17 protein-coding genes are annotated in these 18,120 nt (G+C 40.8%); 10 read left to right on the plus strand and 7 right to left on the minus strand.

The genetic code is table 11. From position 1 onward, the window contains the following. Positions 1–608: 608 nt before the first annotated feature. The gene (locus AWH02_RS06995; RefSeq protein ID WP_060554258.1) at positions 609–1,475 is read right to left on the minus strand and encodes a helix-turn-helix domain-containing protein; all 867 of its coding nucleotides are present in this window, start codon (positions 1,473–1,475) and stop codon (positions 609–611) included. Between the two features lie 246 nt (positions 1,476–1,721). Between AWH02_RS06995 and AWH02_RS07000 the strand changes: the two genes are divergently transcribed. Continuing rightward, on the plus strand, positions 1,722–2,108 hold the full coding sequence (locus AWH02_RS07000) for a hypothetical protein (RefSeq protein ID WP_060554257.1): 387 nt from the start codon (positions 1,722–1,724) through the stop codon (positions 2,106–2,108). 218 nt (positions 2,109–2,326) lie between these two features. On the opposite strand, the gene rpmG is transcribed toward AWH02_RS07000, so the two are convergent. Together rpmG and rpmF are read right to left on the minus strand one after the other, a co-directional pair. Continuing rightward, complete coding sequence (gene rpmG, locus AWH02_RS10725) at positions 2,327–2,476, minus strand: 50S ribosomal protein L33 (RefSeq protein ID WP_001265622.1); 150 nt, start codon at positions 2,474–2,476, stop codon at positions 2,327–2,329. A 15-nt stretch (positions 2,477–2,491) separates the two neighbouring features. Then, positions 2,492–2,674, minus strand: a complete 183-nt coding sequence (rpmF, locus tag AWH02_RS07005; protein ID WP_008809991.1) for a 50S ribosomal protein L32 — start codon at positions 2,672–2,674, stop codon at positions 2,492–2,494. A gap of 241 nt (positions 2,675–2,915) precedes the next feature. Between rpmF and ilvD the strand changes: the two genes are divergently transcribed. Next, complete coding sequence (gene ilvD / locus AWH02_RS07010; protein WP_008809990.1) at positions 2,916–4,622, plus strand: dihydroxy-acid dehydratase; 1,707 nt, start codon at positions 2,916–2,918, stop codon at positions 4,620–4,622. A gap of 81 nt (positions 4,623–4,703) precedes the next feature. Here the strand turns inward: ilvD and AWH02_RS07015 are convergent, their stop codons facing one another. Next, positions 4,704–5,045, minus strand: a complete 342-nt coding sequence (locus tag AWH02_RS07015) for a metal-sulfur cluster assembly factor (RefSeq protein ID WP_008809989.1) — start codon at positions 5,043–5,045, stop codon at positions 4,704–4,706. 181 nt (positions 5,046–5,226) lie between these two features. On the opposite strand from AWH02_RS07015, the gene hisS reads away from it, so the two are divergent. From hisS to AWH02_RS07035, 4 genes are all read left to right on the plus strand, one after another. Beyond that, complete coding sequence (hisS, locus tag AWH02_RS07020) at positions 5,227–6,507, plus strand: histidine--tRNA ligase (protein ID WP_060554256.1); 1,281 nt, start codon at positions 5,227–5,229, stop codon at positions 6,505–6,507. A gap of 89 nt (positions 6,508–6,596) precedes the next feature. After that, positions 6,597–6,806: a hypothetical protein gene (locus tag AWH02_RS07025; protein ID WP_060554255.1), complete on the plus strand. Its 210-nt coding sequence runs from the start codon at positions 6,597–6,599 to the stop codon at positions 6,804–6,806. 131 nt (positions 6,807–6,937) lie between these two features. After that, positions 6,938–8,692, plus strand: a complete 1,755-nt coding sequence (gene aspS, locus AWH02_RS07030) for an aspartate--tRNA ligase (protein WP_060554254.1) — start codon at positions 6,938–6,940, stop codon at positions 8,690–8,692. Next, complete coding sequence (locus AWH02_RS07035; protein ID WP_060554253.1) at positions 8,679–9,614, plus strand: YitT family protein; 936 nt, start codon at positions 8,679–8,681, stop codon at positions 9,612–9,614. The genes aspS and AWH02_RS07035 overlap by 14 nt, the downstream gene beginning before the upstream one ends. A gap of 228 nt (positions 9,615–9,842) precedes the next feature. Here the strand turns inward: AWH02_RS07035 and argS are convergent, their stop codons facing one another. Continuing rightward, positions 9,843–11,531, minus strand: a complete 1,689-nt coding sequence (gene argS, locus AWH02_RS07040; protein ID WP_060554252.1) for an arginine--tRNA ligase — start codon at positions 11,529–11,531, stop codon at positions 9,843–9,845. A gap of 128 nt (positions 11,532–11,659) precedes the next feature. On the opposite strand from argS, the gene argR reads away from it, so the two are divergent. From argR to AWH02_RS07060, 4 genes are all read left to right on the plus strand, one after another. Beyond that, on the plus strand, positions 11,660–12,097 hold the full coding sequence (gene argR / locus AWH02_RS07045; protein WP_008809983.1) for an arginine repressor: 438 nt from the start codon (positions 11,660–11,662) through the stop codon (positions 12,095–12,097). Positions 12,098–12,275: 178 nt separating this feature from the next. Beyond that, a complete protein-coding gene (mutS, locus tag AWH02_RS07050; protein ID WP_060554251.1) occupies positions 12,276–14,819 on the plus strand; it encodes a DNA mismatch repair protein MutS in 2,544 nt (847 codons plus the stop codon). 158 nt (positions 14,820–14,977) lie between these two features. Then, positions 14,978–15,709: a zinc ribbon domain-containing protein gene (locus AWH02_RS07055; RefSeq protein WP_223358763.1), complete on the plus strand. Its 732-nt coding sequence runs from the start codon at positions 14,978–14,980 to the stop codon at positions 15,707–15,709. Between the two features lie 43 nt (positions 15,710–15,752). Further along, a complete protein-coding gene (locus AWH02_RS07060; RefSeq protein ID WP_060554250.1) occupies positions 15,753–17,060 on the plus strand; it encodes an SPFH domain-containing protein in 1,308 nt (435 codons plus the stop codon). A gap of 32 nt (positions 17,061–17,092) precedes the next feature. Here AWH02_RS07060 and AWH02_RS07065 read toward each other — a convergent pair whose 3' ends face one another. Then, complete coding sequence (locus tag AWH02_RS07065) at positions 17,093–17,563, minus strand: DUF3021 family protein (RefSeq protein WP_060554249.1); 471 nt, start codon at positions 17,561–17,563, stop codon at positions 17,093–17,095. Beyond that, positions 17,560–18,000 (minus strand): LytTR family DNA-binding domain-containing protein, encoded by a 441-nt coding sequence (locus AWH02_RS07070; protein ID WP_060554248.1) that lies wholly within the window; start codon positions 17,998–18,000, stop codon positions 17,560–17,562. The genes AWH02_RS07065 and AWH02_RS07070 overlap by 4 nt, the downstream gene beginning before the upstream one ends. Positions 18,001–18,120 lie beyond the last annotated feature (120 nt).

Below are 18,120 nucleotides of genomic sequence, written 5' to 3' on the forward strand. Positions count from 1 at the left end.
AGAATCGATTTCTTCCATTGTCTAGACATTGTAATTCTCCTTTTTAGTTATAATTTTTTATTACTTTTTTGGACTTGACTTTACCTTATTGAACGTCATTGGATATTCCAGTTTGTCTTGTTTTATAAAACATAATCTCGCCACCACATATGCCATTATTTGGCTTCATTATAACGTAATTCCTATAATTAAGCTAGTTAGAATCTACATTAAAAGTAGAAATTGATGAATTTCTGTTATCTAGATAAATTGAATATTAAAGAAACTGTAGCTATTATAAAAACTTTAAATTGATTTTTCAGTTTAGAATAGATAATATAAAATGCAGATATTTTGTTAAAATCAAAAAAAGCCCTTAAAATCAAGATTTCTAGTCATGTAGATGCTTTAAGGATCTAAAGTAAGTCTTGCTTATTCATCATTTTATACTAATTGCCTTTATGGAAAAAATGTATATTTCGGAAGGTTGGTTTTAAGTGGTATGTCTTTAAATAAAGGCATTAGTAGTAATTTAGGTATAAAAAAGCCAGCCGAAATCTCTCTGCTAGCTTTTCTATATTCGAACATATAAGAATTTTTCTCATATGAATAAATATATTAAAAAGAGTTTAATCACTATTGTAATTGATTAAGTAGTTTTTTATTTTGAGATAGAGCACATCATTTCCGTATAATTTAGCTAGTGTTTTTGCTTCAGTGTAATATTGTATAATCTCTTCTTTAGATAGAAATTTTTCACAAGAATTAGCAACGAGAAGAAGTAGAGAAGGCATTTGATATGCTGTATTATTATTTTTACAAAAATCTATGGTTTCTAATGCTGTTTCTAAAGCATCCAGTAATTGACCGTTAATCGTTAAATGATGAGCAAAATTATATTTTAACCGAATATATCCTTCTATATCCTCTTTTAATTGGAAATCTTTTGTTGAATAGATTTGAAGAAGTTTCTTGTAGTTTCTTTCATATTCTTCGTTATAACCTATATTTGAGTAGAAATTTGTTAGAGTATTCAGAGCTTTTAAAAAAATATTTTTTTTATAATCGAATAAAGAGTCAATAAGATTTTTAAGCAACTCGATTGCACTATCTTTTTTATCATAGTTATAAAAGAGTATAATAGCTTCAATCCATGTTAAATAAGATTGTTCATCCTCATTAAATGAATTTGATTTACTTTTTTCAAGGTTGTAAAGATATTCTAAATCAGTGTAATTTCTATGTTCTAAAAGCTTTGAGGACATGGTAATAAACTTTCGTAAATCAGAGACAGTCTCATACGATTCATCGAAAAAGAAGTTTATATCCACTTGAAGTTTTTGTGATAACTTATAAAGAATATCAGCGGAAGGGAAATAGTTCGTTCGTTCGATTTTACTAATTAAACTTTGTTCGCAAATTCCATCAGCCAAATCTTTTTGAGAAAGTCCGAGTGACTTTCTTTTTGTTTTAATTTTATTACCTATTGATTGCATATTAAATCTCGTTTGAAATATTTTATATTGAAATTGATAAATTAATTACTAGTACATAGTATATATCATAAGAGATATATTGTCAAAAATTCAAATATATTTGTAGTTTTAGCAATCATCAAGATCTTAAACAAATCATGTTATATGAGATATTTATTAAAAAAAAACTTAAATGGAATAAAAATTATTGACTTAAAATAATCAATGGTATATAATTTAGTAAAAAGGGATGAAAGGGGTTTCAAAATGAAGGGCGATAGAAGTACATATCTTACTAAAAAATTTATAGTTTTAATGGCAGTAACATGTTTTAGTATTTTTCCATCTGTTATGATTTTTGGGAAAATAGGATTTATAATTTATGGAGTCTTGTTCTTCTGGACTGTAAAGACATCGCTTGAGATCGAGAAAATTAAAAAGCAAAACAACTTAAATACTGTATCGGATTTATTAAAGGATAAAACTACTGAAGAGTATAAAATGATAGAATCAGATGAAAGGGTAAAAAACTTTATAAGTAGTTTAAGTCAGACAAAAATAATATTATATACGGTCGTTGTTGGGGTAATAATAACTCTGTTTTCGGTTCTTATTTATTATCTTATTGCGTGCATTGGAGATATGCTGTTTTAGGTTTTGGTAACATAGTAATAACTACTACTATTATTGACAATTTATCTAACAAATGAAAAGATAGTAGATTTGATACTACTGTCTTTTATGTCTCCAAACATCTAATTCATTTCATAAAAATCTAGTGATTCGATTGATTTATATTGTGATATATAGCATTTTCTCAAAAAGAAAAAAACCTATGAAATCAACGTTTCATAGGTTTTTCTTCATCTCAATTATTTAACTTCTGTAAACACAACGTGTTTGCGAAGTTTTGGTGAGTATTTCTTCAATTGAAGACGGTCTGGAGTGTTACGTTTGTTTTTAGAAGTAAGGTACAAGCGTTCACCAGATTCTTTGTGTTCAAGTGTAATATTTACGCGCATGGTATCTCCCTTCTATTATTCAGCTGCAGCAGCTTTAGCGATCTTACGTCCTTTGTAGTATCCTTTAAGTGATACACGGTGAGAACGTGAGTAATCTCCAGTAGTTTCGTCAAAAGTTACAGATGGAGCTGTTACTTTGTAGTGAGTACGACGTTTGTTTTTCTTCGCTTTTGATGTGCGACGTGCAGGTACTGCCATTGTTTGTTTCTCCTTTTAGTTTATGATTTCGATTCAGTTTGATGATTTACATCAACTTTAACAGTATATCAAAAGTTTTTTGTAAAGTAAAGTTACTTGACAGATTTTTTTATTTAATTTGAAAATAGCAGAGCAATTATTTTTATAAAATTCTGAAAATTTAAAAATTTTCTCCTGTTCATTTGAGGGCAAGTGTGGTATAATATAGGACACAAAGACCACTGATAGGAAGGGAATAGACATGACAGATAAGCTAGAAAATCGTCATAGAAGTAAGATTTACGATAGCATGGTTAAATCACCAAACCGTGCCATGCTTCGGGCTACAGGAATGACGGACAAAGATTTTGAAACACCTATTGTAGGGGTGATTTCGACTTGGGCGGAAAATACCCCTTGTAACATGCACTTGCATGACTTCGGTAAGCTAGCAAAAGAAGGGGTTAAATCTGCTGGTGCTTGGCCTGTGCAATTTGGCACGATTACCGTCGCGGATGGGATTGCCATGGGTACGCCAGGGATGCGCTTTTCTTTGACCTCTCGTGATATCATTGCGGATTCTATCGAAGCTGCCATGGGCGGTCACAATGTGGATGCCTTTGTGGCCATTGGTGGCTGTGACAAGAACATGCCAGGCTCTATGATCGCTATTGCCAATATGGATATTCCTGCAATCTTCGCCTACGGTGGAACGATTGCACCTGGAAATCTTGATGGGAAGGATATTGACTTAGTTTCCGTATTTGAAGGAATCGGAAAATGGAACCACGGAGATATGTCCGAGGAGGACGTGAAACGTCTCGAGTGTAATGCCTGCCCTGGCCCTGGTGGCTGTGGTGGTATGTACACGGCCAATACTATGGCTACAGCCATTGAAGTTCTGGGTATGAGCTTGCCAGGCTCCTCTTCTCACCCTGCAGAATCAGCTGACAAAAAAGAAGACATTGAAGCGGCTGGACGTGCGGTTGTTAATATGCTTAAGATGGGGTTGAAACCTTCTGATATCTTGACGCGTGAAGCCTTTGAAGATGCGATCACAGTGACCATGGCTCTGGGTGGCTCTACTAATGCTACTTTGCATTTGCTAGCTATGGCTCATGCGGCTAATGTTGAGCTGACACTGGACGACTTTAATGTCATTCAAGAGAAGGTGCCACATTTGGCCGACTTGAAACCATCTGGTCAGTATGTCTTCCAAGACCTTTATGAGGTTGGTGGAGTGCCTGCTGTGATGAAATATCTCTTGGCGAATGGCTTCCTGCACGGTGATCGCATCACTTGTACTGGTAAGACGGTAGCGGAAAATCTGGCAGACTTTGCGGATCTGACACCAGGTCAAAAGGTCATTATGCCACTTGAAAATCCAAAACGTGCAGACGGTCCATTGATCATCTTGCATGGTAATCTGGCTCCAGACGGTGCTGTTGCCAAGGTTTCTGGTGTTAAGGTACGTCGCCACGTCGGACCAGCCAAGGTCTTTGACTCAGAAGAAGCCGCTATTGATGCAGTGTTGGCCGATGAAGTAGTCGATGGTGATGTGGTTGTAGTTCGTTACGTTGGACCAAAAGGTGGCCCTGGTATGCCGGAAATGCTGTCGCTTTCTTCTATCATTGTAGGGAAAGGTCAAGGGGACAAGGTTGCCCTTCTGACAGACGGTCGCTTCTCAGGTGGTACTTACGGCTTGGTTGTTGGACACATTGCTCCCGAAGCTCAGGATGGTGGCCCGATCGCCTACCTTCGCACGGGTGATATAGTAACCGTTGACCAAGACACCAAAGAAATTTCCATGGCTGTCTCTGATGAAGAGCTAGCAAAACGTAAGGCAGAAACGACCATTCCACCGCTTTATAGTCGCGGGGTACTTGGTAAATATGCCCATATGGTATCCTCTGCCGCTAAAGGTGCTGTGACTGACTTCTGGAAACCAGAAGAAACTGGTAAGAAATAACCTATAGATAACAAAAGAACCCGCTAGTTTTTCTAGCGGGTTCAATATTTTATTTCAATGATAGACGAAGTAGTCGTTTTTTTATTTAGGGCTGATCCCTAGTGCAATACGGCCAAAACGGCTGATGCGGGTGATTTTCCAAGCAGGAGACCAAGTGACTTCGACAGAGACACTTTCGATCTCATCAATCTTCTTAAGAGAGTCCATGATGGCGATGGGGAGGCTCTCAGCACAGTCACAGGCTGTGTCCGTAAAAGTCATGACAATCTTGCAGTGGCCGTTTTCGTCTAGGTTGATTTCATAAATCAGGCCTAGGTTGTATACATCTAGCTCGACGTCTGGGTCGTAAATGCGTTCGAGTTTTTCTACTAGTTTATCCTGAATGGCAGCTGCTCGTTCGTTGATTTTGATATCGTCTCTCATAGGTATCTCCTTCTATACTAGCTGGAATTGTTTTTATTTTCTCACAATTCTGACATTTTTTCAAGATATTTTCCATAATGAAAACGGATTTACTTCTTACTGTTGGAAAATACCATTTGTACTCCTAAAAATGCTGGACTTGTGGTAAAATATAGGTACTAAAGAAGACAGAGGTGAGAAGATGAAATTACAAAAACCAAAGGGAACTCAAGATATTCTCCCACAAGAGTCTGCCAAGTGGCAATATGTCGAAGAATTTGCCCGTGAGACATTTAGGAAATACAATTATGCTGAGATTCGTACTCCTATTTTTGAACATTATGAAGTTATCAGCCGTTCTGTTGGAGATACGACAGACATTGTGACCAAGGAAATGTACGACTTTTATGATAAGGGGGACCGCCACATCACCCTTCGTCCGGAAGGGACAGCTCCTGTCGTTCGTTCTTATGTGGAAAACAAGCTCTTCGCACCGGAAGTTCAAAAGCCTGTCAAGCTCTACTATATGGGCTCTATGTTCCGCTATGAACGTCCACAAGCAGGTCGTCTGCGGGAATTTCACCAGATTGGAGCAGAGTGCTTTGGATCTAGCAATCCTGCAACAGACGTAGAAATGATTGCTATGGCAGCTCAATTCTTCAAGGAAATTGGCATCACCAATGTCAGCTTAGAGCTAAATACACTGGGTAATCCTGAGAGCAGAGCAGCTTATCGTCAGGCCTTGATTGATTATCTGACTCCACTGAAGGCTAGTCTGTCTGCTGACAGTCAACGTCGCTTGGAGGAAAATCCGCTGCGCGTGCTGGATTCTAAAGAGCCTGAGGATAAGGTGGCCGTAGAGGGTGCGCCTTCTATTCTGGACTATTTGGATGAGGAGAGCAGTGCTTACTTTGCGGCTGTTCGCTCTATGTTAGAGACCTTACAGATTCCTTATGTTATCAATACCAACATGGTCCGTGGCTTGGATTATTACAACCACACGATTTTCGAGTTTACGACTGAGGTGGCTGGCAGTCAGTTGACCATTTGTGCGGGTGGCCGTTATGATGGGCTGGTTGCCTACTTTGGTGGTCCTGAGACACCAGGTGTCGGCTTTGGTATGGGCTTGGAACGCTTGCTTCTCGTCTTGGACAAGCAAGGTGTGGAGCTTCCGATTGAGACGGGTCTGGACGCTTATATTGCTGTTTTGGGAGCTGGTGCCAATGGCAAAGCTTTGGAATTAGTCCAGTCTCTCCGAGCACAAGGTTTTGCGGCTGAACGGGACTATTTGGACCGCAAGATTAAGGCCCAGTTTAAATCAGCGGACATCTTCCAAGCGAAGACCATTATTACTCTTGGCGAGAGCGAGCTGGAAAGTGGCGAGCTGACTGTCAAAAATAATGAGACACGTCAAGAAGTGACAGTGTCACTCGAGGCTATTAAGGCAGATTTTCAGGATGTCTTGGCCCAAATTGGACTCTAAGCAAGTGAAAGCAACAGGTGCTGGAATTCTATTCCAGCCCTCTGTTTTACTTGAGCAACTACAAATGATCATCTACAAAGGAATATTGAATGAAAAAAATAGTCATGCTCTCCCTTATTCAGGCAGTAGCTTTATTTATCATAACAGGTCTTCTGTGTTTATTTATTAGGGGAGATTTCTTTTTCCGCTATCTAGCTCCTATATTTGGCTTGGCGGCGGGTTTTTTTCGATTTTTAACAGCTATGGTCAGTAAGGCCTTGGCACCTGCTTTATTTGAAGAGGACAAGAAGGCAGACTAGGCTTGAATCGACTCTTTTTAAGCTCTCTTATATGGCAAAAATTGATTTTTCTAAAAAAATCTTGAGGGACAAGCTTATCCCTCTATCTTTATGGTAAAATAGAACAAGAATTAAAAGTTTGGAGAAAAATAATGAAACGTTCGATGTATGCTGGACGTGTTCGCAAGGAGCACGTAGGTCAAGAAATCACTTTGAAAGGCTGGGTTGCTCGTAGACGAGACTTGGGTGGCTTGATTTTCATTGATTTGCGAGACCGTGAAGGCATCATGCAGCTGGTTATCAATCCTGAGACTGTTTCAAAGGATGTGATGGAGACAGCAGAAAGTCTGCGCAGTGAGTTTGTCATCGAGGTGACAGGTCAAGTGGTAGCCAGAGAGCAGGCTAATGATAAATTGGCAACAGGTGCTGTAGAATTACACGTGCAAAGCCTGGAGGTTCTAAACACCGCTAAAACAACTCCTTTTGAAATTAAAGACGGCATTGAAGCCAATGACGATACACGTTTGCGTTACCGCTACCTCGACCTTCGTCGTCCAGAGATGTTGGAAAATCTCAAACTTCGTGCTAAGGTGACCCATTCTATCCGCAACTACTTGGATGAGTTGGAATTTATCGATGTGGAGACACCTTTCCTTTCCAAGTCAACACCTGAAGGGGCACGCGATTATTTGGTGCCATCTCGTGTCAATAAAGGCCATTTCTACGCTCTTCCTCAAAGTCCACAAATTACTAAGCAATTGTTGATGAATGCTGGTTTTGATCGCTATTACCAAATCGTTAAATGTTTCCGTGACGAAGACTTGCGTGGCGATCGTCAGCCTGAGTTTACCCAGGTCGACTTGGAAACTTCCTTCCTTAGTGAGCAAGAAATCCAAGACATCACAGAGGGCTTGATTGCGCGCGTCATGAAGGAAACAAAAGGAATCGAAGTGACGCTTCCATTCCCTCGTATGAAGTACGATGATGCAATGGCCCTATATGGTTCTGACAAGCCAGATACTCGTTTTGACATGTTGCTTCAGGACCTGACAGAAGTGGTCAAAGGTGTAGACTTCAAAGTCTTTTCAGAAGCTCCGGCAGTAAAAGCAATCGTCGTCAAAGGCGCTGCAGACAACTATTCACGTAAAGACATCGACAAGATGACCGAAGTAGCCAAGCAGTATGGAGCTAAGGGCCTTGCTTGGGTTAAGGTTGTGGATGGAGAATTAAACGGACCAGTTGCTAAGTTCTTGACTAGCATCCAAGCAGACTTGATAACAGCGCTTGATCTTGAAGATAAGGATTTGGTTCTCTTTGTAGCAGATACGCTTGAAGTGGCGAATGCAACGCTTGGTGCCCTCCGTGGACGTATTGCTAAAGAGCTTGACTTGATTGATAACGATAAATTCAACTTCCTTTGGGTGGTTGACTGGCCAATGTTTGAATGGTCTGAAGAAGAAGATCGTTACATGAGCGCCCACCATCCATTTACCCTTCCTCAAGCGGAAACAGCTCACGAATTAGAAGGTGATTTGGCTAAGGTCCGCGCTATTGCTTATGATATCGTCTTAAACGGTTATGAGCTTGGTGGTGGTAGCCTTCGTATCAACCAAAAAGACCTTCAAGAACGCATGTTCAAGGCTCTTGGTTTCTCAGCTGAAGAAGCTAATGATCAATTTGGTTTCCTTCTTGAAGCCATGGACTATGGTTTCCCACCACATGGTGGTTTGGCTATCGGGCTTGATCGCTTCGTGATGCTCTTAGCAGGAGAAGAAAATATCCGTGAAGTCATTGCCTTTCCTAAGAACAACAAGGCGACTGACCCAATGACACAGGCTCCGAGCCCTGTGGCTGCAAAACAGTTAGATGAACTGAATTTACAAGTGGAAGTAAATGAAAAAGACTAAGTTTTATAAGATCCTACGCTATAGGATTCGCCGATTGGCCTATAATTTTCGGCTCTTGAAAGTACTACAGAGCATTTCTAAGGAAAAGTATGATGAGAAAATCTCGGCTTCGATTGTCTATGGTTTTCTCTCAGCTGTTGCTGTGAATTTCTTTTTTCAGCCTGGGCATGTTTATTCTAGTGGGGCAACAGGTCTAGCTCAGATTTTTTCTGCCTTGAGTGAGAGATTTATTGGGATGACAATTCCAGTTTCCCTTACCTTCTATTTAATCAACATTCCGCTGATGATTGTGGCTTGGTATCAAATTGGACATAAGTTTACGGTTTTCACCTTCATAACAGTCAGTATGAGTTCCTTTTTCATTCAGATCGTTCCAGAGGTAGTTTTAACACAGGACCCTATTATCAATGCTCTTTTTGGGGGCGTCGTGATGGGAACTGGTGTTGGCTTTGCTTTGAAAAATAATATTTCTAGTGGCGGAACGGATATTGTCAGTTTGACTGTTCGTAAGCGGACAGGCCGTAATGTCGGTAGTATTTCCTTCATGGTGAATGGGGTGATTATGCTGATTGCAGGTCTGACTTTTGGCTGGACCTATGCACTTTATTCGATGATTACCATCTTCGTATCCAGTCGGGTAACAGATGCTGTATTTACTAAGCAAAAGAAAATGCAGGCCATGATTATTACCAGTTGTCCAGATAAGGTTATTGAGAAAATCCACAACCGCTTGCATCGAGGAGCTACCATGATCAATGGTGCAGAAGGAACCTACAATCATCAGGAAAAGGCAATTCTGATCACAGTAATTACTCGGGCTGAGTACAATGAGTTTAAATACATTATACGTAAAACCGACCCGCAAGCCTTTGTCTCTGTTTCAGAGAACGTCCATATCTTAGGACGTTTTGTGGAGGAATAAACAAGTAATTGTTGCTTGGATATAACATAACAAATGCACCTTTTTAGGAGGTGCATTTGTTTTACAAATAAAAATAAGACGAATGAAGCAGTCGATTATTCTATGGTCGCCCTTTGATGATATTGTTAGAAAATGCTGTGTTAAAAATGCTAAATTAAGCTGGATCAGTTAGAATACGGCTAGTTGAACAAATTAAAAATGCGCTCTTTAGAGCGCATTTTTAGCTTCTTACATTTTTTCTGGAGCATCAACACCAAGTAGGCGGAGAGCTTCTTTTAGGACTACGGCAGTAGAGTAGCTGAGGGCCAAACGGCTATCGCGTTCTGGGCTTTCGTCCAAGATCCGTGTGTGTGCATAGTATTTGTTGAAGGCTTGAGCCAAGCTAATAGCATACTTAGCGATCAATGATGGCTCATAGTTATCTGCAGCACGTTTTACAACACGGCTGAAGTCTTGAAGGAGCTTGATGATTTCCCAGCTTTCAGCATCGTTTAGACGGTAGTCAGCATTTGCATCAGGTGTGAAGTCTGCCTTACGAAGGATAGATTGAATACGAGCATAAGCGTATTGGATATAAGGTCCTGTTTCTCCTTCAAAGGATACCATGGCTTCCAAGTCAAAGTCATACCCATTGCGACGGTCTGTCTTCAAATCGTAGAATTTAACCGCACCGACACCAACTGCATGAGCAACAGCTTCTTTGTTTTCAAGTTCTGGATTCTTGTCTTCAATTTGAGATTTTGCACGGCTGATCGCTTCTTGCAAGGTTGGCTCAAGAAGAATGATATTTCCTTTACGTGTAGACAGTTTTTGGCGGTTCTTAGTAACGAGACCGAAATCTACGTGAGTCATATCATCGCTCCAGTCAAATCCCATCTTCTTAAGTACAGCTTTGAGCTGGCGGAAGTGGTTAGACTGTTCTTGTCCTACGACATAGATACTTTTGACGAAGTTGTAGGTACGAGCCCGGTACATGGCAGTTGCAATATCACGAGTGATGTAAAGCGTAGCTCCGTCAGATTTTTTGATCATAGCTGGAGGAAGGTTGACATCATCAAGATTGACAATGCTAGCACCTTTTGATTCTTCCAAAAGGCCTTTTTCTTCAAGGATTTTAATTCCTTCATCCATCTTGTCGTTGTAGAAGGCTTCCCCGTTTAAGCTGTCAAACTCAACCCCGAGAAGTTCATAGATACGGTTGAATTCCACCAAGCTTTCGTCACGGAACCATTGCCAAAGTTCAGTTGCTTCTGGATCACCATCTTCTAGCTTTTTAAACCACAAGCGTCCTTCGTCATCCAAGGCGGGGTCGTTTTCGATTTCGGCATTGATACGGACATAGAGTTGTAGCAGTTCGTCAATAGGATTTGCTTCGACAGCTTCCTTGCTTCCCCATTTTTTATAAGCGACCATGAGGAGACCGAATTGTTTACCCCAGTCACCCAAGTGGTTGATTTTGATGGTATTGTAGCCCATTTTGCGGAAGATGTTAGAAAGAGCATCTCCGATAACGGTAGAGCGTAAGTGACCAACTGAGAATGGCTTGGCGATGTTTGGACTTGAAAGGTCGATAGTAACATTTTCGCCCTTGCCTTCATTTTGTTGTCCGTAGTCAGCCCCTTCTTTAACTACGTCTTTAATAACTTGACCAGAAATCTCAGCTTTGTTTAAGAAAAAGTTGACATATGGTCCAGTTGCAACAACCTTGTCAAAGTGAGTTGTGTCAATCTTTTCGACAATATCAGCTGCAATAGCTTGAGGAGCCTTGCGTTCTACTTTGGCCAATGAGAAAGCAGGAAAGGCGATATCTCCTAAATCAGAACTTTTTGGCTGTTCGAGTAAATTTAAAATAGCGTCTTGGTCCAGGCTGTCAATCACCTTGGCCAATTCGCTGGCAATGATTTGTTTATTATCCATAGGTGCTCCTTTGAGTCTTTTAATATTACTATTTTATCACATTTTTAAAGGAATCTTCAAATTTTTTGGGTATCATAACAATTTTTTGGTATAATTTAGAGTATAAATATACAACTACCGAGGGGAAAATGAAAAAGAAGAAACGTCATGACTTAATCAAGAAAATGATTAAAGAGGAGAAGTTAGGGACACAAAAGGATATCCAGACTCGTCTGGAAGAAGAGGGTATTTATGTAACTCAGACGACTTTATCCCGCGATTTGCGAGAAATTGGTCTAATTAAAGTCAAGAAAAACGGCCAGCTCTATTATGTTTTAGCGCAAGAAACGGCTCGAATTGATTTGACTGAGGTTTTGTCTTACCATCTTAGAGGGGTAGCCCGTGCGGAATTTACCTTGGTTTTGCATACACGCTTGGGAGAAGCTGCAGTGCTGGCTAACATCATTGATGAGAATAGGGATGAGAGGATTTTAGGTTCCTTAGCAGGTGCCGATACACTCCTATTAATTTGCCGTAATCAGGATACTGCCAAAGAAATCGAAGAGCAGATTTTGGCAAAGATGTAAATTGAAGAATGAAATAGGGCTGAGACAAAAGTTTCAACCTTTTTCTATTTATGGTAAAATCAGGTAAGATGATTCTTGGGTAACCATTAGAGTTCATGGTATAGCAAAAAGTGCTCAGGATTGAAGGGACTAGAGAGTTGGAGCCTACAGGCCTAACTTGTCAACGAGAGAGGAAACTATGGCAACAGAAAAAATATCGCCAGGTATGCAGCAGTACTTGGATATTAAAAAAGACTATCAGGACGCCTTCCTGCTGTTTCGTATGGGTGATTTCTATGAGTTGTTTTACGAGGATGCTGTTAATGCGGCACAGATTCTCGAGATTGCCCTGACTAGCCGTAATAAGAATTCAGAAAATCCCATTCCAATGGCGGGTGTACCTTATCACTCTGCCCAGCAATATATTGATGTTTTGATTGAGTCTGGTTATAAGGTTGCCATTGCAGAGCAGATGGAAGATCCTAAACAGGCCGTGGGGGTGGTCAAACGCGAGGTGGTCCAGGTTATTACGCCGGGTACGGTAGTGGATTCTAGTAAGCCAGCCGGAGAAAATAACTTTTTGGTTGCTTTGGATAGGCAGGAGCAAGCTTATGGCTTGGCCTATATGGATCTGGCTACGGGAGAATTTCAGGTGACCAGTCTATCAGATTTTGACCAAGCTTGTGGAGAAATTCGAAATCTCCGAGCTCGGGAAGTAGTCGTAGGTTATTGCTTGTCAGAAGATGAGCAGCAGGTTTTGTCAAAACAAATGAATCTACTCCTGTCAGAAGTCGAGGAAGCAATGGAGGACGTTCAGCTCTTAGGAGATGAGTTGTCATCTTTAGAAAAGCAGACGGCAGGGAAGCTTCTGGCTTATGTTTTTCAGACGCAGATGCGGGAGCTCAGCCATCTCAAAAAGGTCCATCATTATGAGATAAAAGATTTTCTTCAGATGGACTATGCGACAAAGACCAGTCTGGACTTGACTGAAAATGCCCGGACGGGCAAGAAGCATGGTAGTCTTTTTTGGCTCATGGATGAAACAAAAACAGCCATGGGAGGACGCTTGCTTCGTTCTTGGATCCAGCATCCCTTGATTGATAAGGGACGAATCATCAAGCGTCAAGATGTCGTTCAGGTCTTTCTGGATTATTTCTTTGAGCGGAGTGATTTGGCAGATAGTCTCAAGGGCGTCTATGATATTGAACGCCTGGTAAGTCGTGTGTCATTTGGCAAGACCAATCCCAAGGACCTCCTGCAATTGTCTTCTACTTTGAGCCATGTTCCTCAGATTCGGTCAATTTTAGAAACGATTGAAAGTCCAGCTCTGGAGAGTTTGGTGGCAAGGCTAGATGCGATTCCTGAGCTGGAAAATCTAATCAGCTCTGCTATTGACCCAGATGCTCCACAAGTAATTACTGAGGGCAATATCATTCGAACTGGTTTTGACGAGACTTTGGACCAGTACCGTTTGGTCATGAGAGAGGGGACTAGCTGGATTGCGGACATTGAAGCCAAGGAGCGAGAGGCAAGTGGTATTACTAATCTGAAAATTGATTATAACAAGAAGGATGGTTACTATTTCCATGTCACCAATTCTCAACTAGGCAATGTCCCTAGCCATTTTTTCCGGAAAGCAACCTTGAAAAATTCTGAGCGTTTTGGTACGGAAGAGCTGGCGCGCATTGAAGGCGAGATGTTGGAGGCGCGTGAGAAGTCTGCTAATCTGGAATATGAGATCTTCATGCGCATTCGTGAAGAGGTCGGAAAATATATTCAACGGCTACAAGCCTTAGCTCAAACCCTAGCTACGGTCGATGTTTTACAGAGCTTTGCGGTTGTGGCTGAAAGTCAACACTTAGTCCGTCCAAGCTTTACAAGCAGTCGTAGTTTGCAGATTAAAAAAGGCCGTCATGCGGTTGTCGAAAAAGTCATGGGAGCCCAAAGCTACATCCCAAATAGTATCGAGCTGGATCAAGGAACAGATATTCAGCTGATTACCGGACCAAATATGAGCGGGAAGTCAACCTACATGCGACAGCTAGCAATGATTGTCATCATGGCTCAAATGGGATCGTATGTACCAGCGGAAGTCGCCAGTCTTCCGATTTTCGATGCTATCTTTACACGAATAGGTGCGGCGGATGATTTAGTTTCTGGTCAATCGACCTTTATGGTGGAAATGATGGAGGCCAATCGGGCCATTCGACAAGCAAGTGACCACTCTTTGATCCTTTTTGATGAACTGGGACGGGGGACTGCGACTTATGATGGGATGGCTCTGGCGCAAGCAATTATTGAGTATATTCATGATCGTACCAAGGCCAAGACTCTTTTTGCAACCCATTATCATGAGTTGACAGACCTGTCAAGTAGCTTGACACGATTAGAAAACGTCCATGTGGCAACTCTAGAGAAAGATGGCCAAGTGACATTTTTGCATAAGATTGAAGCAGGACCTGCTGACAAGTCCTATGGGATTCATGTTGCAAAAATTGCTGGCTTACCTACGGATTTGTTAAGGCGAGCAGATGCGATTTTGACAGATTTGGAAAATCAAGAGAAAAGAGAGACTTCTCTTTCAGTGTCCAGAATGGACTCCCAAAAGGTGTCTGAGCAGATGTCACTTTTTGAAGAAGAAACGGAACATCCAGCCCTGGCTGAACTCCGAGACTTGGACATCTACAATATGACTCCCCTGGAAGTCATGGCGGCGGTAGCCGAGTTGAAGAAGAAGTTGTAAAAAATAAGAGCTTGATACTTAATCAAGCTCTTTTTTAGTACTCTTGTTGTAGGCGCTTAGAACCTTTTGAAGAAGCAGTAATTAGGATTTACAGGGTAACAAAAAAGCAGTATAATATGGAGTATACGACCATAGATTTATTGGTGTTAAATGGGAGAATGGAGAAAAAGAAAATGGGATTTTGTACAAATTGTGGCCAAGCATTTGCTGAAGGTGCACATTTTTGTAGTAACTGCGGTACAGCTAAGGGAGAAACTGATACATCGCAACGAAAAACAGTATATGATGGTGAACTATATAAATGTCCGAATTGTGCTGAGAGATTAGATTCCTTTATGTCCTTTTGTCCAACTTGTGGATATGAGTTGAGAGGGGCAAGGACACAGAGTAGAGTTGAGGAGTTAGCGAATAAATTAGAGCAGACTGAGAACGTAGAACAAAAGATTGGAATCATTCGAAATTTTTATATTCCAAATACGAAAGAGGATATTTATGAGTTTGTTATCCTTGCAACCTCAAATATGAATTCGTATGATTATGATTATGAAGCTTGGAAGACAAAATTAGAACAAGCATATCAGAAAGCGACACTTTCCTTCGGAAACACAAAGGAATTTCAATATATCAGTCAGCTATACAGTCAGGCTCAAAAACATAAAATGCTGAAATCCTTTATGAGAACTATAAAAAGTTCGGCTATACTGCAATTTGTGTTATCGTTTGGAATGGGGATTACTTTGGTTGGGGTTGCTTCAACGATAGAAAGAGAAGTGGATTCCAGCAATTGGTTCGGATCTATTATGGTAATTATAGGAGGATTCTTTTCACTAGTCGGAGTACTATTGTTTTTATTTTCTTTTCTAATCATTTTTTTGAAGAAAAGAAAATAAATGATTGGTATATTTTACTCTTGAGAAGATGAAGGAGAGAAGTATGAACTTATTTAGCAGAAACAAAACAGGCGGCTTCATGGATGAAATCCGTTGTGATGAAGTGTCCTATTTGATATGGAAGTGGCATCCTGCGGGAGTAGAGCAGGGAACAGGCGATAGAGAAAATGCCATTCGTTGGGGGTCATCCTTGCGGGTCAAAGACGGAGAGGTTGCCGTCTTTGTCTATAAACAAAAAGATGGGACACTACAGGACTTTATTGTAGGTCCGTATGATCAGACTATTAAGACTTCTAACTTTCCTGTACTAGCAAGCATAGTAGGTCTGGCTTATGAAGGTGGCACACCATTTCCAGCAGAAGTCTATTTCATCAATCTTGCGCAAATTATTCAAGTCAAGTTTGCAGTACCGTTTTTTGATGTCTATGATCCAAGGTTTTTAGACTTTAGTGTTCCTGTTGCGGTTCGTGGTACGATTAATTTTAAAATTACTGATTATAAAGAATTTATTAAGTTACACAGGTTGAATACTTTTAATCTTGATGATTTTCAAAAGCAGATTCGGGATGCTGTAGCCCGATATGCTAAACATATTGTAACCAATGCTCCTACAGAGAATAACATTCCTGTCATTAATCTTGAAAGCAAAATTTCACAAATTAATGAAGCTCTTGAACATGATGTCATGGAAAGATTAAAGGAGAATTTTGGTGTCACTGTTTCAAGTCTTGATATAGCTGCAATAGAGATAGATAAATCAAGTCAAGGCTATCAACAGCTTATGTTGGTTACCAAGGATGTTACCACAGCTAAAATACAAGCTGAAACTACTGACTATGTTGAACGGATACGTATCCAACGTGAAGAAGGACAATATGCGCAACATAAGCAAACACAATCTGCAAACCTAGGTGCATTTCAAGTTGAAAAGCAGTCCGAAGTTGGTATTGCTGGCGCTGATGCATTGGGGCAAATGGGCGCTAATGGTTCGGGAACAGTTTCTCTGGGAGGCGATTCAGGCTTCAACCCCGCTGCTATGATGGCAGGAATGGCAGTAGGAGGTGCTGTAGGCCAAAATATTGCTGGAGCTATGAATAATATGATGTCAGGCAACTCCCAACAACAGTCAGTGGTTTCGCCTCCTCCGATTCCAACAACTGCTTACCATATTGCTGACAATGGACAAGCATCTGGACCTTATGATAGAAATACCCTAACACAAATGTCTCTATCAGGGCAATTCCTCCCTTCGACCTTAGTCTGGAAACCAGGAATGGCAGAATGGATGAGAGCAGATACAGTTGATGATTTGAAAGAGCTGTTTATGCCTCCAATTCCGCCAGTAGAATAAAAACAGTTCAAATTTGAACTGTTTTTTGTTTCTCATGATTTGTTAGACAAGTCGCTATTGATTTTTTGAATTTTACGGTAGGTGTGGCAGTAGATAGCGCCTGAAATAAGCAGATAAATGAGAGTGAATTCCCCGACGGCGGTCAGTGTCAGGCTAAGTATTTTTTCTCTTGGGAAAAATCCAGCTAGGTTGGCCAAAAGTGCAAAGGTCAGAATCATCACGCCATAGTGGCTGACGACGGAGCGCAGGATGCTCCAGTCTCTTTGGAAGAAGTTTCCACTCCATCTGAAAATAACTCCCATGACAAACCAGATAAACAGGCAGTAGAGCATGATGAGGGAAACATGGACATGCTGGCTCAAAAAGAAGTGGCCAATAGGAGAGCGAGGGTGAAGCGGTAGATAAGCTGGATTGTAAAAATAAGAAACAACTATGGAGAAGAAGAGACCAATGAAAATCCCTCCAATCCCTCCGAAAAAGAGTTCTTTAAGACGAGTTTTCATAATTGCAACCTTTCTTTGATAGATTTGAGATAACGGCGGGACGAGTATGTCTGATCACCGTTTTTCAGAAATATTTGAATCAGACCATTTGGAGTCAGCTTGAGGTGGTTAATTTGTCGGCTGTTGAGAATCTCCGACTGAGAAATCTGCAGAAAATAGTCCGGCAGGACCTGTAGCAACTGATAAAGAGCTTGTTGAGCTCGATAGCTGTCTTTTGCCGTTCGGACCCGGACCTGACGATTTTCTGTATAGATTCGGTGGATTTCCTTAGCGTCCAGCAGATAGATGTTGTCTTCTTTCTTGACATGAATCTTTTCCTCCTTGCCTAGATGTTGAGCAAAGTGGACCAATTCCTGAATGCTTTCTGTCATGAGGCGAGCCTCAATGCTGACGGAGTCTTCGGTGACTTGAGAATCGATTCTTAGCTTAACTTTCATAACTTCCTCCTTTCACCTTTATTAAACCGCAACTTGGCAGCGAAAACAAGCCCTTTTGACCATGTGGCAGCTATTTGTGTCTATCTGGTTTGTCTTGTGAGCAGAGTGGTTGAGAAAAGG

Source organism: Streptococcus gordonii (assembly GCF_001553855.1).
Taxonomy (GTDB): domain Bacteria; phylum Bacillota; class Bacilli; order Lactobacillales; family Streptococcaceae; genus Streptococcus; species Streptococcus gordonii.